Annotated in this window: 22 protein-coding genes and 1 tRNA gene; 15 read left to right on the forward strand and 8 right to left on the reverse strand. The window is 59.2% G+C overall.

Translation table 11 applies throughout. From position 1 onward, the window contains the following. Window positions 1-8 precede the first annotated feature (8 nt). Window positions 9-85: transfer RNA gene (locus tag EV281_RS11520), tRNA-Met, on the forward strand. 229 nt (window positions 86-314) lie between these two features. On the opposite strand, the gene EV281_RS11525 is transcribed toward EV281_RS11520, so the two are convergent. After that, window positions 315-1313: an ABC transporter permease gene (locus EV281_RS11525; protein ID WP_132653247.1), complete on the reverse strand. Its 999-nt coding sequence runs from the start codon at window positions 1311-1313 to the stop codon at window positions 315-317. A gap of 40 nt (window positions 1314-1353) precedes the next feature. Continuing rightward, window positions 1354-2151 carry an ATP-binding cassette domain-containing protein gene (locus tag EV281_RS11530; RefSeq protein WP_245508291.1) on the reverse strand — a complete coding sequence of 266 codons (798 nt, stop codon included), beginning with the start codon at window positions 2149-2151 and terminating at the stop codon, window positions 1354-1356. A 200-nt stretch (window positions 2152-2351) separates the two neighbouring features. On the opposite strand from EV281_RS11530, the gene EV281_RS11535 reads away from it, so the two are divergent. Both EV281_RS11535 and EV281_RS11540 read left to right on the forward strand, forming a co-directional pair. Continuing rightward, complete coding sequence (locus EV281_RS11535) at window positions 2352-3332, forward strand: NAD(P)-dependent oxidoreductase (protein ID WP_132653249.1); 981 nt, start codon at window positions 2352-2354, stop codon at window positions 3330-3332. Window positions 3333-3380: 48 nt separating this feature from the next. Next, on the forward strand, window positions 3381-4367 hold the full coding sequence (locus tag EV281_RS11540) for a substrate-binding domain-containing protein (RefSeq protein ID WP_132654252.1): 987 nt from the start codon (window positions 3381-3383) through the stop codon (window positions 4365-4367). Window positions 4368-4470: 103 nt separating this feature from the next. Here EV281_RS11540 and EV281_RS31105 read toward each other — a convergent pair whose 3' ends face one another. Beyond that, window positions 4471-4623 (reverse strand): hypothetical protein, encoded by a 153-nt coding sequence (locus EV281_RS31105; RefSeq protein WP_165911876.1) that lies wholly within the window; start codon window positions 4621-4623, stop codon window positions 4471-4473. Here EV281_RS31105 and EV281_RS11545 point away from each other — a divergent pair. Continuing rightward, window positions 4556-5338: a FadR/GntR family transcriptional regulator gene (locus EV281_RS11545; RefSeq protein ID WP_132653250.1), complete on the forward strand. Its 783-nt coding sequence runs from the start codon at window positions 4556-4558 to the stop codon at window positions 5336-5338. The genes EV281_RS31105 and EV281_RS11545 overlap by 68 nt on opposite strands. Before the next feature lie 130 nt (window positions 5339-5468). On the opposite strand, the gene pdxA is transcribed toward EV281_RS11545, so the two are convergent. The 4 genes from pdxA to EV281_RS11565 all read right to left on the reverse strand — a co-directional run bounded on the left by pdxA (window position 5469) and on the right by EV281_RS11565 (window position 10065). Next, window positions 5469-6464, reverse strand: a complete 996-nt coding sequence (pdxA, locus tag EV281_RS11550) for a 4-hydroxythreonine-4-phosphate dehydrogenase PdxA (protein WP_132653251.1) — start codon at window positions 6462-6464, stop codon at window positions 5469-5471. Between the two features lie 28 nt (window positions 6465-6492). Continuing rightward, window positions 6493-7626 (reverse strand): iron-containing alcohol dehydrogenase, encoded by a 1134-nt coding sequence (locus EV281_RS11555; RefSeq protein WP_132653252.1) that lies wholly within the window; start codon window positions 7624-7626, stop codon window positions 6493-6495. Window positions 7627-7951: 325 nt separating this feature from the next. Further along, window positions 7952-9148, reverse strand: a complete 1197-nt coding sequence (locus EV281_RS11560) for an exo-alpha-sialidase (RefSeq protein ID WP_132653253.1) — start codon at window positions 9146-9148, stop codon at window positions 7952-7954. 11 nt (window positions 9149-9159) lie between these two features. After that, the gene (locus EV281_RS11565; protein WP_132653254.1) at window positions 9160-10065 is read right to left on the reverse strand and encodes a dihydrodipicolinate synthase family protein; all 906 of its coding nucleotides are present in this window, start codon (window positions 10063-10065) and stop codon (window positions 9160-9162) included. Between the two features lie 275 nt (window positions 10066-10340). Between EV281_RS11565 and EV281_RS11570 the strand changes: the two genes are divergently transcribed. The 7 genes from EV281_RS11570 to EV281_RS11600 all read left to right on the forward strand — a co-directional run bounded on the left by EV281_RS11570 (window position 10341) and on the right by EV281_RS11600 (window position 17876). Further along, window positions 10341-11981, forward strand: coding sequence for an ABC transporter substrate-binding protein (locus EV281_RS11570; protein WP_132653255.1), 1641 nt, complete (start codon window positions 10341-10343; stop codon window positions 11979-11981). Between the two features lie 133 nt (window positions 11982-12114). Continuing rightward, window positions 12115-13071 (forward strand): ABC transporter permease, encoded by a 957-nt coding sequence (locus EV281_RS11575; protein WP_132653256.1) that lies wholly within the window; start codon window positions 12115-12117, stop codon window positions 13069-13071. Window positions 13072-13073: 2 nt separating this feature from the next. Further along, on the forward strand, window positions 13074-14033 hold the full coding sequence (locus EV281_RS11580; protein ID WP_132653257.1) for an ABC transporter permease: 960 nt from the start codon (window positions 13074-13076) through the stop codon (window positions 14031-14033). Next, window positions 14030-15037 carry an ABC transporter ATP-binding protein gene (locus EV281_RS11585; protein ID WP_132653258.1) on the forward strand — a complete coding sequence of 336 codons (1008 nt, stop codon included), beginning with the start codon at window positions 14030-14032 and terminating at the stop codon, window positions 15035-15037. Before EV281_RS11580 ends, EV281_RS11585 begins: the two co-directional genes overlap by 4 nt. Then, the gene (locus EV281_RS11590; protein WP_132653259.1) at window positions 15037-16029 is read left to right on the forward strand and encodes an oligopeptide/dipeptide ABC transporter ATP-binding protein; all 993 of its coding nucleotides are present in this window, start codon (window positions 15037-15039) and stop codon (window positions 16027-16029) included. Before EV281_RS11585 ends, EV281_RS11590 begins: the two co-directional genes overlap by 1 nt. After that, window positions 16026-17087 carry a four-carbon acid sugar kinase family protein gene (locus tag EV281_RS11595; protein WP_132653260.1) on the forward strand — a complete coding sequence of 354 codons (1062 nt, stop codon included), beginning with the start codon at window positions 16026-16028 and terminating at the stop codon, window positions 17085-17087. The genes EV281_RS11590 and EV281_RS11595 overlap by 4 nt, the downstream gene beginning before the upstream one ends. A 24-nt stretch (window positions 17088-17111) precedes the next feature. Continuing rightward, window positions 17112-17876, forward strand: coding sequence for a FadR/GntR family transcriptional regulator (locus tag EV281_RS11600; RefSeq protein WP_207896870.1), 765 nt, complete (start codon window positions 17112-17114; stop codon window positions 17874-17876). A gap of 33 nt (window positions 17877-17909) precedes the next feature. Here the strand turns inward: EV281_RS11600 and EV281_RS11605 are convergent, their stop codons facing one another. Further along, window positions 17910-18797, reverse strand: a complete 888-nt coding sequence (locus EV281_RS11605; RefSeq protein ID WP_132653262.1) for a LysR family transcriptional regulator — start codon at window positions 18795-18797, stop codon at window positions 17910-17912. 79 nt (window positions 18798-18876) lie between these two features. Here EV281_RS11605 and EV281_RS11610 point away from each other — a divergent pair, with 79 nt between their 5' ends. From EV281_RS11610 to EV281_RS11625, 4 genes are all read left to right on the forward strand, one after another. Next, window positions 18877-19659 (forward strand): MBL fold metallo-hydrolase, encoded by a 783-nt coding sequence (locus EV281_RS11610; protein WP_132653263.1) that lies wholly within the window; start codon window positions 18877-18879, stop codon window positions 19657-19659. Window positions 19660-19706: 47 nt separating this feature from the next. Beyond that, on the forward strand, window positions 19707-20420 hold the full coding sequence (locus EV281_RS11615; RefSeq protein ID WP_132653264.1) for an SDR family oxidoreductase: 714 nt from the start codon (window positions 19707-19709) through the stop codon (window positions 20418-20420). A 57-nt stretch (window positions 20421-20477) separates the two neighbouring features. Continuing rightward, window positions 20478-20717 (forward strand): 4-oxalocrotonate tautomerase family protein, encoded by a 240-nt coding sequence (locus EV281_RS11620; RefSeq protein ID WP_132653265.1) that lies wholly within the window; start codon window positions 20478-20480, stop codon window positions 20715-20717. A gap of 69 nt (window positions 20718-20786) precedes the next feature. Continuing rightward, complete coding sequence (locus EV281_RS11625) at window positions 20787-21842, forward strand: nitronate monooxygenase family protein (protein ID WP_132654254.1); 1056 nt, start codon at window positions 20787-20789, stop codon at window positions 21840-21842. Window positions 21843-21865 lie beyond the last annotated feature (23 nt).

A 21865-nucleotide genomic window follows, 5' to 3' on the forward strand; every position in this document is an offset into this window, starting at 1 on the left:
CTGGATAACGCGGGGTGGAGCAGCCCGGTAGCTCGTCAGGCTCATAACCTGAAGGCCGCAGGTTCAAATCCTGCCCCCGCAACCAAACCCTGCCCAATCCAGACACAGATCATCTGTTATCGCCGGCGCAAAGCCTCATCTTCGCTCCAATGCTAGCTCCTCCTCCTGCACACCATAACCCGAAGGCCCAAGCCGAAAAGCCGCAAAACAAATCCGAGCTTCCCTCTTTACATATAAGCTCGCACCAAGCGGGCCTAGAGGCCAAGACGAAAAAGCCCTCCATCTCGGAGGGCTTTCGGTTGTCTGCGGTATGCTTACTCGTCCCGCCGCAGGTTACGGATTCGGTCGAAGAGAACGGCAAGCACAATTGCCCCGCCAATAAAGCTACCTTGCCAGAATGCGTTGATGCCGAGAAGGCCAAGACTGTTGCGGATAACCTCGATGAGTGCTGCGCCGATCAGCGCCCCAAAGGCGGTGCCGACGCCGCCGGCGAGATTGGCGCCGCCGATAACCGCGGCGGCAATGACCTGAAGTTCCATCCCGGCGCCGATATTCGTGGTGACAGCGCCGAGCCAGCCGGTTTGGATGATGCCGGCAATCCCCGCCGAGAGGGCGGAAATCATATAGACGATGACCTTAATCCTTTGCACAGGAACGCCCGTCAGTGTCGCGGCATGCTCATTGCCGCCGATGGCAAAAACGTAGCGGCCGAACTTCGTCCAGCGCAGCACAAAACCGGTCACGAGTGCCAGCACAACCATGTAAAGCACTGGATTGGCAATGCCGAAAAGCCAGGCGCCGCCACCCAGCGCCAGCAGTTTATCGTGATCGGGCCCAAACTGGAAAACCACAGTGTTGTTGGATGCAACCATCGCCAGGCTGCGCGCAATCGAAAGCATGCCGAGCGTGACGACGAATGGTGGAAAACCGAGATAGGCAATTAACAGGCCGTTGAACGCACCCACCACAAGGGCAGTCCCGACCGAGGCGGCAATGCCGATTTCAATGCTATATCCTGCATGCATGACGACTGCCAGCACCATGCTGCACAGGCACAGCACGGAGCCGACGGACAAGTCGATACCTCCGGTAATGATGACCAGTGTCATGCCCAGGGCGATAATGGCGACGAACGTGACGTTGCGGGTGATGTTGTAGATATTCTTCGCCGTTGCAAAGGAGTCCGTCGCCATCGACAGAAAAATGCAAGCGAAAATGACCGCGATGAGAACCCAGAATGTCTGACCGCTCAGAACGGCTCCAAGCCAGCTTCGCTGCTTCTGTCCGATCGTCTGATCAAGCGTAATCGCCATCGTCGACCTTCTTCTTTCCTGCCGCAACGGGTCGCATCAATCACACCTGTTCGATGGCGCCGGTAATCAGTCCCGTCACTTCCTCGGGCGAACTTGCCGCAATTGGCTTGTCGGCTACTTTTCTGCCTCGTCGCATCACGATCACGCGGTCCGCGACCGAAAAGACGTCGGGCATGCGGTGGCTGATCAGAACAACGGCAATGCCCCGGTCACGCAATTGGCGGATCAAGTTCAGAACCTCGGCCACCTGGCGCACGGAGATCGCCGCTGTCGGTTCGTCCATCAACACGATTTTCGCTTCCGACAGCATCGTGCGAGCGATGGCGACAGCCTGCCGCTGGCCACCTGACATTTGCTTGACGAGATCGCGTGGCCGCGTCTCCGATTTGAGCTCGCGAAAGATCTCCCCGGCGCGCTTGTACATGGTTTTGTAGTCGAGGATGCGAAGAGGCCATACGCCGTGGCGCAGCTCTCGTCCGAGAAACACGTTCGCCGCCGCGGTAAGATTGTTACAGAGCGCCAGATCCTGATGAACGATCTCTATGCCGTGCTTGCGAGCCTCTTTCGGCCGATGAAGCACGATCTCGGTGCCATCGAGACGCATGGTTCCGTGGCTCGGCCGAAAATTGCCGGCAATCATCTTAACCAACGTGGATTTACCGGCTCCGTTATCACCCATAAGGCCGACCACCTGCCCCGCTTCAAGCGAAAACGAAACATCGTTGACAGCCTGGATGGCACCGAAATGTTTGGAAATATTGGTGAGTTCAAGAACTGCCACCAGCCTCCCGGCCTCCCAAAACTTGCAGCTATTCCGCCGCTCCAAACCCGAATTTATTTCGGCCCAAGGCTGAAGCGAATTCGCCGTTCCAATATCCTCCCAGGAAAGGCGATTATTAGCATTTACGCAAAACCGGACGAGAGCGTCAACTCATTGTCCTGGGTGCTGGGCCTATTGTAGCAAAAATCTGTTTTGTCAGACAAATATCAATTGACGGAAGTCGTGCTCGAATATTAGCTATTGCTGGGAGAGAGAGCATGCTGATCCTTGTTACCGGTGCGACGGGCAAGGTCGGGCAGCGCTTTATTGCTGGGCTGCTTGACGATCCGAGATTTTCCAAAGCCCGTATTCGCGCGCTTTGTCATAACCGTTTGTGCGAGGCGACCGACCGTGTCGAAGTCATTCGCGGCTCGATCGCCGATCGCAACGTAGCGGCTGCTGCGGTGCGTGGCGCTAGCCATGTCGTCCATCTTGCCACCTGCAAGGAAACCCCTGAAGACATCATGGATGTTGCGGTCAAGGGCCTCTTTTGGCTGCTCGAGGAGTTTCGCACGAGCGTCACTGCACGCCAGGTCATCCTGATCGGCGGGGATGCAGGCATAGGGCATTTCTATTATCGCCATGACGGCCCAATTACCGAGAGCGTCCGCCATTGTGCCTATCCAGGAAGTTATGCGCTTTCCAAGGTGCTGGAAGAGGTGATGCTAGAGCAGTTCGGCATTCAGTACGGCCTTAATGGCTGTTGTCTGCGTGCGCCCTGGATCATGGAAAAAGACGACTTCAAATATTCGCTGTCTTTCGGAGACGACGTCTTTGGCGGCCCGGACTGGAAGACGCTCGTTCCCGAAGAAGCCGCGCGGCGCTACGCAGCCATGGGTACGGTGCCATTGCTGCTCGATGCTGACGGTCGTCCCCTAAAACGCAACTTCGTGCATGTCGATGACCTCGTGTCTGCAATATTGGCAGCGATCGACAATCCTCGGGCGGAGCGGCAGCTCTTCAATATCTGCATGGATCGGCCTGTCGACTATGCTGAAGTGGCCGCCTACCTGTCGCGCACGCGAAATCTCGGCTCTGTCGAGATACCAAGCCGCTTTCATTCCAACTGGATGGACAACAGCAAGGCGAAATACCTGCTGAATTGGCGGCCACACTATGATCTCGAAAAGCTTATCGACTCGGCGTGGCAATACGAGCGTTCGAAGGTGGAGCCTCGCGTCGTCTGGTATCCGGGTTGATATCGGATGGCGGGCACGCAGTGCCCGTCTGTTTCAAGGGAGGAAACCATGAGGAAGGCATTACTACTTACTGCCGCAGTTTTAGCGCTGACCGCTGGGCAGGCCCTGGCTAAGAAGCAACTCGTCATCGTCGTCAAAGGCCTCGACAATCCGTTCTTCGAAGCAATCAATCAAGGATGCCAGAAGTGGAACAAGGAGAACCCTACGGCCGAATACGAATGCTTCTACACCGGTCCGGCATCGACATCTGATGAAGCTGGCGAGGCGCAGATCGTTCAAGATGTGTTGGGCAAGGCCGACACGGCTGCAATCGCAATTTCGCCGTCAAATGCAAAGCTCATCGCCCAGACCCTGAAGACCGCCAATCCGACGGTTCCGGTGATGACGCTCGATGCCGATCTTGCAGCCGAGGATTCAGCGTTACGCAAGACCTATCTCGGCACGGACAACTACCTCATGGGCGCACGGATCGGCGAGTACATCAAGAAGGCAAAGCCGAACGGCGGTAAGATCTGCACAATTGAAGGCAATCCTGGAGCAGACAATATTCTACGCCGCGCGCAAGGTATGCGCGATACACTCACCGGCCAGAAAGGCCTCACCGCGCTGAAAGGCGAGGGCGGCTGGACGGAAGTTGCCGGCTGTCCGGTGTTCACCAATGACGACGGCGCCAAGGGGGTTCAGGCAATGACCGATATTCTCGCGGCCAATCCTGACCTGGACGCATTCGGTATCATGGGTGGCTGGCCATTGTTTGGCGCGCCGCAACCCTATCGCGACCTGTTCAAGCCGATGGCGGCCAAGATCGGCAGCAACGATTTCGTCATTGGTGCCGCCGACACGATCGGCGACGAGGTTGCTATTGCGAAGGAAGGCCTGGTGACTGCGCTCGTCGGCCAACGGCCCTTCGAGATGGGCTACAAGGCTCCCTCGGTGATGATGGATCTTATCGCCGGCAAGACGGTTGATGATCCGGTATTCACCGGGCTCGACGAGTGCACGAAGGATACAGTGGATACCTGCATTCAAAAGTAGGCTCACGGTTTGGCGCACCCAGGGTGCGCCGACTGTCTGACGAGACGGATCGAAGGATCCGGAGGGCTTGACGCGCCCTGAATTCCGCGCCCTTTTGTCAGAGTCAATCGCAGGCGACTTCCTCGTTATTACGATTGTTTTGATAGTACGTGCAGACAGTCGAAAGAATGCTGAGGCAGTAGACGTAAATGCCTGACAGGAAATCGGGAAAGGCGACGGCTTCGGTCGGGGTGGTGACGGTTGACCACTTGGCCACCACAAGGCGCCCAAATGCTCCCCGCATGGCTGGAGCGAGTGTTCATGTGTCATTGGCGGGCGAAATCGGCCTCCGAATCGTGCGCGGCGACTACCCGCCGGGCACGATCCTGCCTAACGAAGCCAAATGGTCAGAAGTCTATGAAGTCAGCCGCTCAGCGGTGCGCGAAGCGATCAAGATGCTGATGGCCAAGGGCCTGCTTTCCTCCCGTCCGAAAATCGGCAGTTGGGTCGAGCCCAGGGAGCGATGGAACCTGCTGGATCGAGATGTATTGGGCTGGTATGCCGCGTCTCCCGATCGGGAAGCCTTCCTAAGAACTGTGCAAGAACTCAGGCATATGATCGAGCCGGAAGCAACAGCGCTTGCTGCGGAGCGTCGAACTGAGGAGCAAATGAAGGCCATCAGTCAAGCCCTGCATGACATGGGTCAGGCGACATCACTCCAGCAGCGAACAGAATCCGATACGCGATTTCATATCGCGATCTTGCGCGCCTCCGGAAACGATCTGCTGGTGCCGCTCGGCGTATTGATCGAATCGGCCCTGAACCACCTCTTCACTCATGTCACGCGAGAAGAAGACGACTTGCGATATGTGCTGAAACTTCATGAAAATATTGAGAAAAACATCCGATTGCAGCGACCGAACATGGCGCGTAACGCTGTCCGCAAGGTGCTGGCGAATACCGACCAACTGATAGCGCGGTGGTCACGATAGGAGTTTGTATCCTGTCTGGTAGAAAAAGTGGCCGCCAATCCGCGCGCGTACCCTAAATGGGATGGCAGCCGACGGAAAAGCCCGCTCTCAAGGGGGCTTGGCCAAGGGCTGAGATTTGGAATGCAGTTGCTCAGGAAACCAGCGCTGCCCCGCGCGGCGACTTTGCCATCAGCCTTGCATAGGCGATGGCCGAGAGCATGTTGACATGGTTGGCGCGGCCGGTTCCGGCGATGTCGAAGGCGGTGCCGTGGTCGACGGAGACGCGGTCGATCGGAAGGCCGAGGGAGACGTTAACGGCGGTCTCGAAGGCGACCAGCTTGATCGGGATATGGCCCTGATCGTGATATTGGGCGATGACCAGATCGAAAGCGCCGTTATAGGCGCGCGCGAAGACTGTGTCGGCGGAAATCGGGCCGACAACGTCGATGCCCTTGGCCTGCGCCAGCTCGACGGCAGGCGCGAGGAATTCCGTATCCTCGGTTCCGAAGAGGCCGTTCTCACCGCAATGCGGGTTGAGACCGGCGACCGCGATGCGTGCCTTTTTGCCGAGGCGCATGAAGTGGTTGTGACCGGCTTCGATCGTTGCCAGCACACGCTCGGTCTTGGCACGTTCGATTGCGCCCCTTAGCGAAACATGAGTCGAAACGTGAATGGTATTCAGTCGCTCGGAGGCGAGCAGCATGAAGGAGCTCTTCGAGCCGGTCAGATGCGCCAGGAGACCCGTATGGCCGTCGTAATGGTGGCCGGCAAGGTTCATGGCTTCTTTGTTGATCGGCGCCGTGACGATGACGTCGGCTTCCTTCGACATGGCGAGATCGACGGCACGGGCGATGTAACGAACAGATGCATCACCGGCGACTGGACTGACCTTGCCGATCTCGGGGAGGGGGGCGTCGAGCGCAACTTCGTCTACGGCGATCGTGGTGCCATTTTCAGAAGCGGTGGCGCCGAATTTGAGGCTGATGTCGGTCGCGCGTGCGGCCCGTTCCAGCGCTTCGGTATTGCCGACAATGACAAAGTCGCGGCGTTCATCTGCGGGCAGTGCGGCCAGCGCCTTGACGATCACTTCAGGGCCGACACCGGCGGGATCGCCGAGGGTTACTGCGACTTTTGCATTCCTGTCCATCAGTCAAATTCCTCTTGAAAGCCCCGCCTCAATAGGCTGCTTCGTAGATCGAGCGTATGTCAGTGCGCGTCAGCTCGCGCGGGTTGTTATCCAGAAGCCTGCGGATGGCGAAAGCATCGTCGGCCATGGCGTCGAGATCGTTTTGCGGCACGCCGAGACCCGAAAGGGTCATCTCAATGCCAAGCTCGGCGCAGAAGGCATAGGCGGCATCGAAAACCGATTTTACGGTATCGGAGGTTTCATAGCCGAGTGCGGCCATGACCGCTCTCGTTTTCTCGGGTACGGCCGGGGTGTTGAAGGCAAGAACATGTGGGAAGATTAGCGCGTTGGCCGCACCATGGGCAACATGCCAGCGGGTGCCGAGCGGGTAGGCGAGAGCATGGCCGCCTGCCGTATTGACCGGCCCGAGGCAGAAGCCGCCATAGAGCGAAGCGAGCGAAAGACCGGCACGGGCTTCGGCATCCGAACCGTCGCGTACCGCACGAGCGAGATATTTGCCGACGAGCCGCGTCCCCTCAATCGCGTAGATATCGATCATCGGGTGTGCCTTGCGATTGGTAAAGGCCTCGACGCAATGCGCCATGGCATCCACACCCGTTGCTGCCGTTGTACGGGCCGGCACGGAGAAGGTGAGCGACGGGTCAATGACGGCTATATCGGCGAGCATATGAATGCTCTCGACCGCTAGTTTCGCCTGTGTCTGCGGGTCGGTAACCAGCGCACGAATGCCGGCTTCGCTGCCCGTGCCCGAGGTTGTCGGCACTTGTGCGAGCGCGACCTTTCGCGGTCCCTGCACCTTGTTCGGACCGACGACATTGCGCAAGCTCTGCGAGGAGCCAGCCAGTACGGCAGCGAGCTTTGCAAGGTCCATGGCGCTGCCGCCGCCGAAGCCGACGATGAGGTCGGCGTGTGCGGCTTCCGCAGCTGCGAGTACTTTGTCGAGATTGGCGATATCCGGCTCAGGCGTCACGTCCGAGAAGACCGAAACCTCGCCCTTCAACTGCAGGAGATCGACGCGCGTTGCATTGAACGCGTCCGAGATGACCAGCGTTCGGGAATAGCCCTTGTTTGCTGCCCAGCCGCCCAGCTTCCCAGCGATTTCGAGACCGAATTCGATCAGGTGCGGCCGGATAACGGTAATAGGTGAATCCAAACTGACCATATGCGGTCCTCCCCGATGCGCGACGGACTAGGTCGTCACTGATGTAAATTTGTTATCCTGTTCGCCGATTTTTGGCAAGAATGAATGGCGTGTTTTCTCGTTTAGCAGTTTATTTTGATGACTCCGGTCTCGGAAAGATCAGGTTATTTTCCTGTAAGCTATTGAAATATTTTGATATAGAGAAATGTGGCGATTATACAAAACCTTGGTCAGGGCCGGTAGAGCAATTGTCGTGCATTTGTAAAAAAATTGGCGAAATGGGATGAGGAGGCCAAGTGCCCGAGCACAGCGCCTCCCCGAACGTCATTCCTGAAGAAAGAAATCGCTAAGCGATTGTTTCCAATGGGATACGTACGTATTTAATAGCGCGCCGATAGTAGGTGTAGGCCACATGAAGCGCGCCATCCGGTCCCTGCGTGATCGAGGGGTAAGAGAACTCGCGATTGAGCATGTCTTTGGAATTGTTGCTGAGGCAGTAGCCGTCGCCCGTATCCAGATTGAATTTGCGCTCGAAATGGCCGCCCTGATCAGTTGAAATGGCAAGGCTCAAAGGTGCCCGCGGAACGCCCCATATAGCCTTTCGAGTTGCTGTGTGGGCTATTTCGACTGCTGACGGCTGGCTTTCACCCTTGTCGCTTTCGATCTCATCATAAAGCGAGAGACGCCGCGCATCGGACGAAGCGGCGTTGCTGTGGTTGTAAACCACCGCGATTCTCCTATCCTTGAGGCCGATAGCCTGGATTGAGGAGTTGTTGTTGGGGAGATTGGTGTGCTCTGGCGCGGTCCATGTCTCGCCCTGGTCGTCAGAGACGGAGGCGCGGATATTTTCCGAATAACGGTCGCGGAAGAAGGCAACCATTTTGTTCCCCTCAAGCGGTACGATATTCATGTGCACGGCGCCCAGACTGTCGGCTATCTCTTTCATTTGCCAATTTTTTCCGTCGTCGCGGGAGATTAGCACACCGGCGGTGTCTGCATCGCCGCTCCAGCGCTGGCCGGGCAGGCTGATGCAGCGAAAGACGGGGAGCAGCCAATGGCCGTTACCGTTGACGACAATGGGTTGGCGGACGAACGTCCCGGGGAGGTTGCAGAGGATTTCAGGCGGAGCGAAGTTCTTGCCGCCATCCTCGGAGATCCGGCATTTGACAACTGCGCCGTCCTGATCGCCAGACGTCTGAGAGGTATAAAGCAGCCAGACACGGCCATCCGGGGAATTGAAAATCAAAGGGTTTTGTTCGGATTTTGTCGGGTCGTCGGACATTTTTTCCGGTTCGGACCAACGATCTGCGTCGGGTGCCAGACGCGACATGTAGATAGAGATGTCGCCCATGCCCTCCATCGTGCCGCCGAACCAGACGCAAGTTAGGGTGCCATCCGCCAGAAAAGCGAGGTTAGCGGCGTGGTTCTGAATACATGGAGAGGGCAGATAGGCGTCAAGACGACCGGCCTGGGCGCCATTTGCCTTCAGCGTGCCATCCATCAATTCGGGAACTTGTTCGGGCTTCAAGCCTGACGATTGCATGGCTTCCTTCCTTACGGCAGCTTTGAATAACCTTCGGCGAGCGCGGCATATTCCGCGTCATTCAGCGGCACCAGCGGCGGGCGCGTGCGCTTCCAAGCGGCATTGCCGGTTTTCAGTCCGACCATCGCCTTGATCGTCGGGATCTGCACGTAGGAATTCGACAAGGTGCGGAAAGCATTGATGCGCGCCTGTGCGGCTTCGACCTCGGCGCTCTTCGTTTCGTCGTGAATATTGTCGTAGACCGTGCGCAGCGAATTGGCGACAAGGTTCGAGGTGGCGGTGATGCAGCCGGCGCCGCCGGCTTTCAGGAGCGGCAGCAGCAGCGGATCGGCGCCGCAAAGCACAGAAAAGCCCGGACAGGCGGCGGTAATAGCCTGCATGTTATTGAAATCGCCTGCGGATTCCTTGATGCCGACTACAGTGTCCGGGAAGGCTTCGACCAGTCGGCTGATGAGCGGAACTGAGAGCGGAACGCCCGAAACCTGCGGGATGTGATAGAGGATCACCTGCAGCCTGTTATCGCCAATCTTTTCCAGAGTCTGGGCGTAGGCTGTAAACAGGCCCTCGTCTGAAACGCCCTTGTAGTAGAAGGGCGGCAGCATCACGACCTGGGTGACGCCGAGCGACAGCGCATGCTTCGTCAGTTCGACAGTCTCAGGGATGGCGACGACGCCGGTACCAGGCAACAACTTGTCCGCGGGGATTCCGGCGTTCAGCGCTGCCTCAAGAAGCATGTGGCGCTCGGCGGAAGAGAAGGAGTTGGCTTCGCCGGTCGTTCCAAGCAAGGCAACGCCGTGGCAGCCTTCGTTGATCAACCGGTGGCAATGTTCGGTAAAGAGGCCGATATCGGGGTTGCCATCGGTGTTGAGGGGGGTAGCGGCGGCGCTATAGACGCCTGTAATCTTGTGATTGCTCAAGGTATCCTCCTCGTCAGACCGGGCTTTCCGGCACGTTCCTAGGCTTCCGTATTCATCGTAATGCGCTGCAGTTGTCAATCTTACAAATTTGAAATCTTCTGAAACTGTTTTATAACATGTTGAATTTTATTAACAAATAATTCTGTCGCCTTGTTTTGATGTTCTGTCCGTTATTTTCCATTGACAGATTTACATTATCGCGCAAATGTCGGTGGCATATCGCGCAGCTTCGGGGAGGTCTTTCGAAAGGCGCGCTATTTGCCATGGAGGAGCAAATGACAATTCGCAACGACCAAAACTTTTCGCAGATTTCCCGCCGCGACGCGCTGAAGCTCGGGCTCGCGGCCGGCGTCGGCTTCTCGCTCTTCGGCGCGAGCGCCCGCATCGTCATGGCGCAAGACGGTCAGGTTCTCAAGGCCATCAATCCGGCCTTCGACCAGGATTGGTCGCCGTTGCGCGGCGGCGGCAGAACCTTCCGCTGGAACTCCTTCTGGTGGGCTTCGCCGATGTATTTCGACGCCGACGGCAAACTCCAGCCCTACGTCTTTACAAGCTGGGAGTCGCCGGACAAGAAGGTCTGGACCTTCAAGATCGATCCGAAAGCCGTCTTCTCCGACGGCAGCAAGATCACTGCGGCCGACATCAAAGGCTCGTGGGAAGTTTCCTCCATGCCCAATACGAAGAACCAGCGCGTCGATCAGGTTCTGAGCAAGGTCGCCGGTTATAAGGAAATGTCTGACGGCTCCGCCAATGAGCTGACCGGCGTTGCAACGCCGGATGAATCGACCGTCGTCTGCACGCTGACGGAAGCCGATCCAATCTTCTTCATGCGTCTTGCCAACCATATCGTGCCGATCACCAAGGCCGAGCAGTCGCGCGGCAGCGATGGCGAGGAAGTGGCTGACTGGTACAAGCCGGATAGCAAGGCCGTCTTTTCCGGCCCGTTCAAGCTGACGGCAATCGATATCGATGCCGGCACGCTGACCTTCGAGCCGAACGAAAAGTTCTTCGGGCCGAAGCCGAAGCTCGCCCGTATCGAGATCAGCTCGATCGAAGACAACGTCACTGCGACGTCGCTGATCAAATCAGGCGAATACAATGCGCATACCGAGCTCGTCACCTCAACGATCATCCAGGATCTCGGCCCGGAATTCTCCGCCGGCCCGCTCATCCCGACGAGCCAGCATTTCTGGTTCAATACCTCGCGTGCGCCGATGGACGATCCCAAGGTTCGTCAGGCGCTGATCATGGCGGTCGACCGCGATGGTCTGTTCAAGGCGTCCTATCCGGATGGTCCGCACAAGAAGGCCGACCAAATCCTGAACTCGGTACCGGGTGCGGATAATTCCGGTTTCGAGCCCTATCCGTATGATCCGGCAGCGGCCAAAAAGCTTCTGGCTGAATCGAGCTATGGCGGCCCGGAGCGTCTTCCGAAGCTGCTGTTCGTCGGCATTTCCGGCCCGGCGATCCAGGCGGCCGCCCAGTTCATCGCCGAGCAGTGGCGCCAGAATCTCGGCATCACCGCCGTCGATATGAAGCCGCAGCAGGATGCCTATGCCGGTCCGGACCAGAACGCGGTGCAGATCTTCCGCGACGACGTCGGCACGCGCGTTCCTGACGCCGTTTCCTATCTCGCCGGCTCCATCGCTTCCACTTCGTCCAATGCCCAGAACAAGCTCGGCGGCTACAAGAACGACAAGGTGGACAGCCTGCTTGCAGAAGCAGCAACCAAGGCTGCCGACGATCCGGATCGCGTGAAGCTCGCACAGGAAGCCCAGAAGGTCTTCCGCGACGACTGGGCCTTCCTTCCATGGTATTCTCAAGCGATGTCGCGCTGGGCAACCAAAGATGTCAAGGCAATGGAAAAGAACCTCGACTGGCAGGTCGTCGCTCCCTGGGACGTTTCCATCGGCTGAAGCCGATAGCAGGGCCGCATGACGCGGCTAAAGCAGCGGCGCGAAGGTCGAAAGGCCTTCGCGCATTATTTCAAAAAGAACCGGCGGCTGCGGCCTCTCGCGGGAATGCGCCGGATAAGAATGGGAGGTGACCTTGCTACGCTACGTGCTGACGCGGTTTGCCATCTGGATTCCGTCCGTCCTGGTCGTGATGATGGCCGTCTACGCGATGGCTTTCTACGGTGCCGGCGATCCAATCAAGCTGATCTTCCTTCGCGCCCCCGGTGATGTCGCCTATAACCCGCAACGTATTGAGGCCATCCGCGAAAGTGCGGGTCTCAACAAGCCCTTCATCGAACAGTTCGGCCTTTACATCTGGAACCTGCTGCATGGGCAGTTCGGTAATTCGCTGACTTCGGGCCGCGCCGTCTGGGCGATGGTTTCGGCTGCTGCTCCCGTTTCCTTCCAGCTCGCACTCTGTTCCATCATCCTGACGGCCGTGATCGCGATCCCGCTCGGGATGATCGCCGCGCTGAACCAGAACAATCGCGTCGATTATACGATTCTCGGCACAGCGCTGTTCCTCTGGGCAATTCCGGCCTATGTCGCCGGCCCGCTGCTCATGGTGGCGCTGATCGTTCTCTTGCCAATGATCAAGGTTCCCTATGGCTGGGGCGGCGTCTTCGACGTGCGCATCATCCTGCCGCTCATCGTGCTCTCCTTCCAGCCGATCGCGCTGATCGTGCGCCAGACGCGTGCCGCCGTCATCGAAGTGTTGTCTGAAGATTTCGTCCGCACGGCGCGTGCCAAGGGCGTGCCGGAAATCGTTGTGGCGCTGAAGCATATCCTGCGCCCGGTTCTGACGCCGGTCGTAACACAGCTCGGCCTGATCATGATTACGATCGTCAACGGCGCCATTTTCGTGGAGCTCGTTTTTGGTCTGCCGGGCCTTGGGCGGTTGACCGTGCAGGCGCTCACCAATTCCGACTATCCTGTCATTCTGGCGATTACCCTGATCGGATCCTTCCTGGTCATGGTGTCGAACCTGCTGGTCGATGTGCTCTATCCGCTGCTCGATCCGCGCGCGAATGATTCCAGAAGGAGCCGCTGATCATGTCCGCCATTCCTCTTTCGACGGTCGAAACTGCAGAAGAGCCGCCGGTCAACCTGTGGCGTGATGCCTGGCAGCGCCTGAAGCGCAACAAGCTTGCGATCTTTGGCCTCATCGTGATCGTCATCCTCGCCTTCACGGCGATCTTCGGCCCGTCTCTCACACCCTACGACTACCTCAGCCAGGATCTCGCGTCGCGTAACGCGCCGCCGTCGCTCGCGCATTTTTTCGGGACTGACGATCTTGGCCGCGACGTCTTCAGCCGTATCGTATTCGGAACGCGCACTGCCTTCCTCGTCGCCGTCATCGTGACCTGCATCGCGGTACTGATCGGGCTTCTGCTCGGCGCCATCGCCGGCTTCTTCGGCAATCCCTACGACCGGGCCATCATGTGGCTGACCGATGTGACGATGTCTGTACCGAACCTGCTGCTCGTCGTCGTGATCAACGCATCCCTGAAGACGCCGATCACCAGATGGATGGAGGCGCAATATCTGGCGACCCTCAATCCCTTTTATCGCCAGACGGTCTGGGTGGATTTCATCCTGGTCTTCGGCTCGATGGCGCTGATCTCCTGGCCGCCTTATGCACGTCTCGTGCGCGCCCAAGTTCTGTCGATCCGCAACCGTCCCTATGTCATGGCGGCACAGGCGCTCGGCCTTTCCAACTCGCTGATCATCCTGCGCTATATCGTGCCGAATGCGCTTGGTCCGCTGATCGTTTCCGTCAGCGCCGGTCTCGGTACCGCCATGGTGCTGGAAAGCGCCTTCAGCTTCCTCGGGGTCGGCGTCAATCCGCCCACACCAAGCTGGGGCAACATGATCTCGGACGGCTTGCGCGTCTGGCAGCATTATCCGCATCTCCTCGCCGCTCCGGCGGCCGTGCTCGGTCTTGCCTCGGTAGCCTTCAGCTTCCTCGGCGACGGCCTCAACGACGCACTCAATCCGCGGGGCGGCAAATGATAAACGCAACGACCAATGAACGCCTGCTGGACGTGAAGGATCTCACCATCGAGATCGATACGCGCCGCGGCCCCGCTGTCGTCGTCGATGGTATCGATCTCTACGTCAACAAGGGCGAGACGCTCGGCGTCGTCGGTGAATCCGGCTGCGGCAAGAGCCTGACGATGCTGAGCCTGATGCGGCTCCTGCCCAACAAGATCAAGGTGACGAAGGGTTCGGCGACATTTGACGGCCGCGACCTGCGGAAGATGTCGAACCGCGACCTGCGCAAGGTGCGTGGCGGCGACGTCGGCTTCGTCTTCCAGGATCCGATGACCTCGCTCAATCCGGTCATGCGCATCGGCGACCAGATCTGCGAACCGCTCATCTATCATCGCAAGATGTCGAAGGCGGACGCGCGGGCGCGCGCCGTCGAGCTTTTGCGCCTCGTCGGGATTCCCGGCCCCGAAGAGCGGCTGATGGCCTATCCGCATGAGCTTTCCGGCGGTATGCGTCAGCGCGTGATGATCGCGATCGGCCTTGCCTGCAACCCGAAGCTTCTGATCGCCGACGAGCCGACGACCGCGCTCGACGTGACGATCCAGGCCCAGATCGTCGATCTGGTGAAGGATCTGCGCGCCAAGCTCGGCATGTCCGTCGTCTGGATTACCCACGATCTCGCGCTGATCGCCGGCCTCGTCGATCGCGTCGCCGTGCTCTATGCCGGTACGGTCGTGGAAGATGCGCCGGTGGACGAGCTCTATGCTCGTCCCAGCCATCCCTATACGCGCGGCCTGTTGTCCTCGATTCCGAAGCTCTCGGACGCGCCGGCAAGCCGTCTCTCCTCAATCGGTGGTACGCCGCCGGAGCCCGGTCGCCGCCCCAAGGGCTGTCCTTTTGCGCCGCGCTGCCCGCTAGCCGAAGCCATCTGCCACGAGCGGGTGCCGCGGCTTGAGCCGGTCTCCGGCAACAGCGCACATCGCGCCGCCTGTTTTGTCGTCCAGAGAATGCAGGAGGCTGCGTGATGAGTGCCCAACCGCTCCTGAAGGTCGAAAACCTCGTCAAGCATTTCCACGTCAAGCTCGGTGCTTTCGGCGAGCGCTCCGCGACCGTCTATGCCCTCGACAATGTCAATCTCGAGATCATGGAAGGCGAGACGCTGAGCCTTGTCGGTGAATCGGGCTGCGGCAAATCGACGACCGGCTTCACTATCCTCAATCTTTACAAGGCGACGAGCGGCAAGGTGGTCTACAAGGGCCAGGACCTTGCGACGTTGGATGAAAAGCAGATGCGGCCCTTCCGCCGCGACCTGCAGATCGTCTTCCAGGATCCCTATTCGACGCTGAACCCGCGCATGACCGTCGGCGAGGCGATTGGTGAACCAATCCTCTTCCACAAGCTTGCTACCAAGGCGGAGCTTAAGGACAAGGTTGCCGCACTGCTCACCGATGTCGGCCTGCCGACGCGCTTTGCCCAGCGTTATCCGCATGAGCTTTCCGGCGGCCAGCGCCAGCGCGTCGTCATTGCGCGAGCGCTTGCCTGCCAGCCGAAGTTCATCGTCTGCGACGAGGCGATCTCCGCACTCGATGTGTCGATCCAGGCGCAGATCATCAACCTGCTGCTCGATCTCCAGGAAAAATATGGCCTGACTTATCTTTTCATCGCCCATGACCTCGCCGTCGTGCGCCATATCAGCACCCGTGTTGGCGTCATGTATCTCGGCCGCCTGACCGAGCTTGCGACACGCGAAGAGCTTTTCGACAATCCGCTGCATCCCTATACGAAGGCACTGCTTTCGGCCGTGCCGGAAACCGATCCGGAGCTGGAGCGCAGCCGCAAACGCCAGATTCTGCAGGGCGATGTGCCGAGCCCGCTGAACCCGCCGGCAGGCTGCCGTTTCCATACGCGCTGCCCGATCGCGATGGAGGTTTGCAGCAAAATCATTCCGGAATGGAAGGAAGGGAAGCCCGGCCATCTCGTTGCCTGTCATGCCGTCAATCCGGGGCAGGCCTCATGACGCTGAAAGTCGCCATCATTGCCGACGACCTTACCGGCTCGCTCGATACGGGAACCCCCTTTATGGAGGCCGGGCTGTCAGTGGCTGTCGCGATCGATGTCGAGGCGGTCGGCAAGGCACTTGAAACCGGTGCTGAAGTCGTCGTCGTCAATACGGCTTCGCGTGGCCTTTCAGAGGAAGAAGCTGTCGCGCGCGTGCGGGCAACAGCCGAAGCCCTGGGTTCCGCGGGGTCGGCCATTTTCATGAAGAAGATCGACTCCCGGCTGAAAGGCAATGTCGCGGCCGAAAGCATTGCGCTGGCTGACATGCTTGGCCTCAAGAATATCCTGATGGCACCGGCCATTCCCGATCAGGAGCGCATTACCTATCGCGGTTGCGTGGTCGGGCGCGGCGTCGAGCATCCCTTGCCGATCGCCGATCTGTTTTCCGGATATGGCCGCAACGTCAATATCGCGGATGCCGAGGATGACGCCGATCTCGATATGATCGTTTCCGAAAACGACTGGCTTTCGACGCTTGCTGTCGGTGCCCGCGGCTTGGGCTCTGCGCTCGCTCGCTGGCTCGGGGAGACGGCACGGGTCGTGCCGGAATTTCCGACCACGCGGAAGACACTCTTTGCCTTCGGTTCACGCGATCCGATTACGGCTGTGCAGATGGAGCGTCTCGTAGCTTCGCAGGCGCTGCGTATCGTTGTCGATGCGCCCATGGGTATAGTCGAAAGCGGCGAGGGGCTGGCGCTGCCGGCGCTGCTGCGTTGCACGGGCGAGATGCAGGGCAATGCCGCGCTCGTTGCCGCTCGATTTGCGAAGGGCGTGAAATCGGTCATAGATGATACGAGGCCGGATATGATCGTGGTGGGGGGCGGTGATACCGCGCTTGCCGTTTTTCGCGAACTGGGCGTTACAGTCTTGTTGCCGAAGGGGGAAATCGAGGCCGGCATTCCCTGGTTCGACGTAAAGGATGTCAACGGGCGGCAATTTCGATGTGCCGTCAAGTCGGGGGGCTTTGGCAATTCCGATAGTTTGCTAAGACTGATCGTTCGGAATCAGGCGGCGTAACGGATGCCAGCGGGGAGAATGAGAGTGGATGAAGCGAATGGCGGATCGGTAAATCCGGAAGCTGCGCCTCAGGCGCGACCGGAGCGCGGCAGGGCCGTGAAGCTGGTCGATCGTGTCTTCGACCAGTTGATGGAACGCATCCGCGCCGGGAATTACCCGCCGGATTCACGCCTTCCGGGTGAGCACGAATTGGCCTCGATGCTCGGTGTCTCGCGCCCCATCGTGCGCGATGCGCTGGCGCGCCTGCGCGAGCAGGGGATCGTCTATGCAAGACAGGGGGCCGGCACCTTCGTCAGTGCACATGGTTCGCCGGCAGCCCAGCTCGCCTATTCGCCGGTCAAGACGATTGCCGATATCCAGCGTTGCTATGAATTCCGCCTGACGATCGAACCTGCGGCCGCCTATTTCGCGGCGAAGCGCCGTGACGATGCCGCGATCCAGAAGATCGCCGCAGCACTTGCCGATCTGCGGGAAGCGACGAGCCATCAACTGCACCGGGTGGATGCCGATTTCGTCTTCCATCGCGCCGTCACAGAGGCCGCCAACAATCACTATTACACGGCCTCCATGGATGCGCTGAAAGCGCATATTGCTGTCGGCATGCATCTGCATGGGCTTTCGCTGCTCGGTCCGCGGCCGGGTCTGGAGCAGGTGTATCAGGAGCACAACGAGATCTACAAAGCGATCGCCGAGGGCCGGGCAGAGGACGCCCGCGACCTGATGCGCGCCCATCTCGAGGGTTCGAGGGATCGCCTTTTCGAAGGCCGCGTGCTCGATCTGTCCTTCTGATAAGATGCGGCTGCGGGATAGAAACTCGCAGTCTTATTCCTCAAACAAGGCACGTTCCGTCGCGAATATTTTGGTGATGTATTCGGCAACGGTCCGGATCGGCAGATCCTTGCGATGCTGGCGGCGGGTAAGAAGCCAAATTTCTCGCGGCGGCGGGACAGGTTCGAGCGGGCAAAAACAAAGATCTCTCTCCGTGCGGCCAAGATAATGGGGCAGGAGCGCCAGACCGGCGCCCGCCTTGGCAGCCATTGCCTGGGATACCTGATTGTTGGCACGGAAGGACAGGCGTGCATGCGAAAAATGGCGGGCCAGCCAGACCGCCTCAGGCACATAGGCATTCACTTCGTCAAATCCGATGAAGACCGGCTCTGCGCCATCCTCGATCTGTCTGCAGATCTCCTGCGTTCCATAATAGCCGTAACCGATCGTCGCGAGCTGCTTGGCGATCAGATCGCCGTCCTGTGGTTTTCCCAGGCGGATGGCGATGTCGGCCTCGTGGCGTTCGAGGCTGATGGTGCGCAAATCTGTCGCAAGGTCGATATCGAGGCCTGGAAATTGCGTCGTGATCTTCGCCAGACGGGTGATCAGAAAACCTTGCGAAAGTGCAGGTGAGGCGTTGATGCGCACAAGGCCCTTCGGCGTGTCATCCTTCCAGCCGCGCCCGAGTGTTTGCACGGAGGCTTCCATATCGCTTGCAGCTGTCAGCGCGCGCGTTCCCGCAGACGTCAGAACATACCCGTCCGGGCGGCGCTCGACGAGTTTTTCACCGAGCGTTTCCTCCAGTGAATGAAGCCTTCGGGCGATCGTCGCGTGGTTGACACGCAGGGTTCGGGCGGCTGCCGACAGGCTGCCGTGCCGTCCAAGGGCGAGAAAAACCCGGATGTCCTGCCAATCCGGCTCTGTGCGTTTTTTATCAGCCATTGGCAAAGAATAGCAAATTTTCCGCAGAAAGGAACGGGACTAGATAGGTGGCGACCCTCAGAACAGAAAGGTTGCCTACATGACATCTTCCAGTCTCAAGCTCACGCTCGTCGGCGGGCCGACCGTGCTGATCGAATATGGCCTGTTCAGGCTTCTCACCGATCCAACCTTCGACCCGCCGGGCCTCTATAGGGAAAAGCCTGTGCGTTTCGAAAAGACGTCTGGTCCGGCCCTGTCGGCCAAGGAACTTGGCCGGCTGGACGCAGCCCTCCTTAGCCACGATCAGCACCTCGACAATCTCGATAACGCCGGCCGGGCAATGCTGTCGACCGTGGGTACCACCTATACAACCAAGGCCGGAGCAGGGCGGTTGGGCGGCAATGCGCTCGGACTTGATCCGTTCGAAACCGTCACGCTGGAAGGCGCCGATGGTGAGCGGTTGCTGGTCACGGCAACGCCGGCCCGCCACGGCCCTGTCGGTATCGAGCCGATTTCGGGCGATGTCGTCGGTTTCGCGCTCGGCCGCGAAAAGCCGGGTGACCTTCTCTACGTGACCGGCGACACGGTCTGGTACGAGGGCACGGCCGAGGTCGCGCGGCTCTTTTCTCCCAAAGTCGTGCTGCTGTTTACGGGCGCAGCCGAGCCCCGTGGCCGCTTCCACATGACGATGGGCAGCGAGGACGCGCTGGAGGCGGCGCATGCCTTCCCGAACGCGCTGCTTGTGCCCGCGCACAACGAAGGCTGGGTGCACTTCCGCGAAAATCAGGACCAGCTCGCACACAGCTTTTCCGTCTTCAATCTCGAGGACCGCCTGAGGCTCTTCGAAAAAGGCAAACCGCTCACTGTCGACGTGACGGCCTGAGCATCTCATACGTGGCGCAAAGCGCCTATCTTCCAAGGAGACATATCATGAGCAATGAACAGAAAGTTGCAATCATTACCGGTGCTTCGCAGGGTATCGGCGCCGGCATTGTCCAAGCCTATCGCAACGAAGGCTATGCGGTCGTCGCCAACTCCCGCAACATTCAGCCCTCGTCAGATGAAGGCACCGTCGCGGTACCCGGCAATATCGGCGATCGCGCAGTAGCGGAGAAGGTGGTCAAGACCGCTGTCGAGCGTTTCGGTCGCGTCGATACACTGGTCAACAATGCCGGTATCTTCGTCGGCAAGCCGTTTACCGACTATACGGTCGAAGACTTCAACAACGTGATCAATGTGAACGTCGGCGGCTTCTTCCATATCACGCAGTTCGTCCTTGTGCAGATGGCGAAGCAGGGCCACGGGCACATCGTTCAGGTCACCACTGCCCTTGTGGACCAACCGCTCGCTAACGTTCCCTCAGGTCTTGCGACGCTGACCAAGGGCGGGCTCGATGCCGTCACCCGCGGGCTTGCTATCGAATATGCCAAGAGTGGTATCCGCGTGAATGCAGTCGCACCCGGCATCATCCGTACGCCGATGCACGCTCCGGAAACGCATGATTTCCTGAGCGCGCTGCATCCGGTCGGCCGGATGGGTGAGGTCAGCGAAATCGTCGACGCCGTGCTCTATCTCGAGCATGCCGGCTTCGTAACCGGCGAGACGCTGAATGTCGATGGCGGCCAGCACGCCGGCCGTTGGTAAGCAAGGGAGGCAACGGGTGGAGCGCTCTACAGCGACCGTCCTTCAAGGAGAACGACAATGCCTTATGTGAATATCAAGGTGACGCGTGAAGGCACGGCTCCCGGCGCAAGCAGCACCACGCTGGAGCAGAAAGCAGCCCTCATCAAGGGCGTCAGCGATCTGCTCTTCGACATCATGGGCAAGCCGCATGACAGTACCTTCGTCGTCATCGATGAAATCGAGATGGAGAGCTGGGGTGTGGGCGGCCTGCCTGTGCCAGAATATCGCAAGCAGCTTGCGCAAAAGGCTGCGAAATAGAAATAGTGTGGTGGCGGCCGCAAGGCCGTCATTCGCTTTGCGGGCAATGAAATGCAGAGGCATCGTGTCATGGGTAACTGGCAGGACAATCGTATCATCGAGCTTTTCGGTATCGAGCTTCCCATCATTCAGGCACCGATGGCGGGTGCGACCACGGCTGAGATGGTTATCGCGGTGAGCGAAGCCGGCGGCCTCGGGTCACTTCCTGCTGCATTGCTGACGATCGAGCAGACGAAAGCGGCTCTCGACCGGATACGCTCGGCGACATCCAAGCCGATCAATGTGAATTTCTTTGTGCACGCCAATCCGGCAGCCGATCCCGTTGCCCAGATGCGGTGGCGCACCGTGCTTACACCTTATTATGTCGAACTGGGGCTCGATCCTGCCGCACCGCTTCCAGCGGCGGGACGGGCGCCGTTCGATAATGATTATTGTGTGCTCGTGGAAAGCTACCGTCCCGAAATTGTCAGCTTCCATTTCGGATTGCCGGCGCCGGATCTGCTGGAGCGCGTGCGGCGCACCGGCGCGAAGATCATCGCTTCGGCAACGACCGTTGCGGAGGCGCGCTGGCTGGTGGAGCGTGGTGTCGATGCGGTCATCGCCATGGGACTGGAAGCCGGCGGACACCGGGGCAATTTCCTTGATCACGACATGATAACGCAGGTTGGTACGATGGCGCTCGTGCCGCAGATCGTCGATGCCGTCTCTGTGCCGGTCATCGCGGCTGGCGGCATCAGCGACCGACGGGGTGTCCGCGCTGCCTTCGCACTCGGCGCGTCCGCCGTTCAGGTGGGTACGGCCTATCTGCTCACGCCGGAAGCAAGGATCGCCGCCTTCCATCGCGAGGCGTTGAAATCGGCGCGGGACGACAATACCGCCTTGACCAACATTTTCACCGGTCGTCCGGCACGCGGCATCGTCAACCGTATCATGCGGGAGATCGGCCCGCTGTCGCAGACCGCACCGGCGTTCCCGACCGCCGGCGGTGCGCTTGCGCCGCTGAGGGCGGTAACTGAAAAGGAAGGAAGGTCGGATTTCAGCAATATGTGGGCTGGCCAGGCCGCAAGCCTTGCTCGCGAAATGTCGAGCGCCGAGCTGACGCGATATCTCGTCGAAGCCGATTAGCAAGAGATGCTGCCGCAAACGAG

It is taken from the genome of Rhizobium sp. BK418 (genome assembly GCF_004341105.1).
In the GTDB taxonomy this organism is placed as follows: Bacteria; Pseudomonadota; Alphaproteobacteria; order Rhizobiales; family Rhizobiaceae; genus Rhizobium.

What these genes read in the sequence shown, in the direction of transcription:
- EV281_RS11525 (WP_132653247.1), bottom strand. Translation starts at nt 1,313, where the DNA reads ATGGCGATTACGCTTGATCAGACGATCGGACAGAAGCAGCGAAGCTGG.
- EV281_RS11535 (WP_132653249.1), top strand. Translation starts at nt 2,352, where the DNA reads ATGCTGATCCTTGTTACCGGTGCGACGGGCAAGGTCGGGCAGCGCTTT.
- EV281_RS11540 (WP_132654252.1), top strand. Translation starts at nt 3,381, where the DNA reads ATGAGGAAGGCATTACTACTTACTGCCGCAGTTTTAGCGCTGACCGCT.
- EV281_RS11545 (WP_132653250.1), top strand. Translation starts at nt 4,556, where the DNA reads ATGCCTGACAGGAAATCGGGAAAGGCGACGGCTTCGGTCGGGGTGGTG.
- pdxA (WP_132653251.1), bottom strand. Translation starts at nt 6,464, where the DNA reads ATGGACAGGAATGCAAAAGTCGCAGTAACCCTCGGCGATCCCGCCGGT.
- EV281_RS11555 (WP_132653252.1), bottom strand. Translation starts at nt 7,626, where the DNA reads ATGGTCAGTTTGGATTCACCTATTACCGTTATCCGGCCGCACCTGATC.
- EV281_RS11560 (WP_132653253.1), bottom strand. Translation starts at nt 9,148, where the DNA reads ATGCAATCGTCAGGCTTGAAGCCCGAACAAGTTCCCGAATTGATGGAT.
- EV281_RS11570 (WP_132653255.1), top strand. Translation starts at nt 10,341, where the DNA reads ATGACAATTCGCAACGACCAAAACTTTTCGCAGATTTCCCGCCGCGAC.
- EV281_RS11580 (WP_132653257.1), top strand. Translation starts at nt 13,074, where the DNA reads ATGTCCGCCATTCCTCTTTCGACGGTCGAAACTGCAGAAGAGCCGCCG.
- EV281_RS11585 (WP_132653258.1), top strand. Translation starts at nt 14,030, where the DNA reads ATGATAAACGCAACGACCAATGAACGCCTGCTGGACGTGAAGGATCTC.
- EV281_RS11590 (WP_132653259.1), top strand. Translation starts at nt 15,037, where the DNA reads ATGAGTGCCCAACCGCTCCTGAAGGTCGAAAACCTCGTCAAGCATTTC.
- EV281_RS11595 (WP_132653260.1), top strand. Translation starts at nt 16,026, where the DNA reads ATGACGCTGAAAGTCGCCATCATTGCCGACGACCTTACCGGCTCGCTC.
- EV281_RS11605 (WP_132653262.1), bottom strand. Translation starts at nt 18,797, where the DNA reads ATGGCTGATAAAAAACGCACAGAGCCGGATTGGCAGGACATCCGGGTT.
- EV281_RS11610 (WP_132653263.1), top strand. Translation starts at nt 18,877, where the DNA reads ATGACATCTTCCAGTCTCAAGCTCACGCTCGTCGGCGGGCCGACCGTG.
- EV281_RS11615 (WP_132653264.1), top strand. Translation starts at nt 19,707, where the DNA reads ATGAGCAATGAACAGAAAGTTGCAATCATTACCGGTGCTTCGCAGGGT.
- EV281_RS11620 (WP_132653265.1), top strand. Translation starts at nt 20,478, where the DNA reads ATGCCTTATGTGAATATCAAGGTGACGCGTGAAGGCACGGCTCCCGGC.
- EV281_RS11625 (WP_132654254.1), top strand. Translation starts at nt 20,787, where the DNA reads ATGGGTAACTGGCAGGACAATCGTATCATCGAGCTTTTCGGTATCGAG.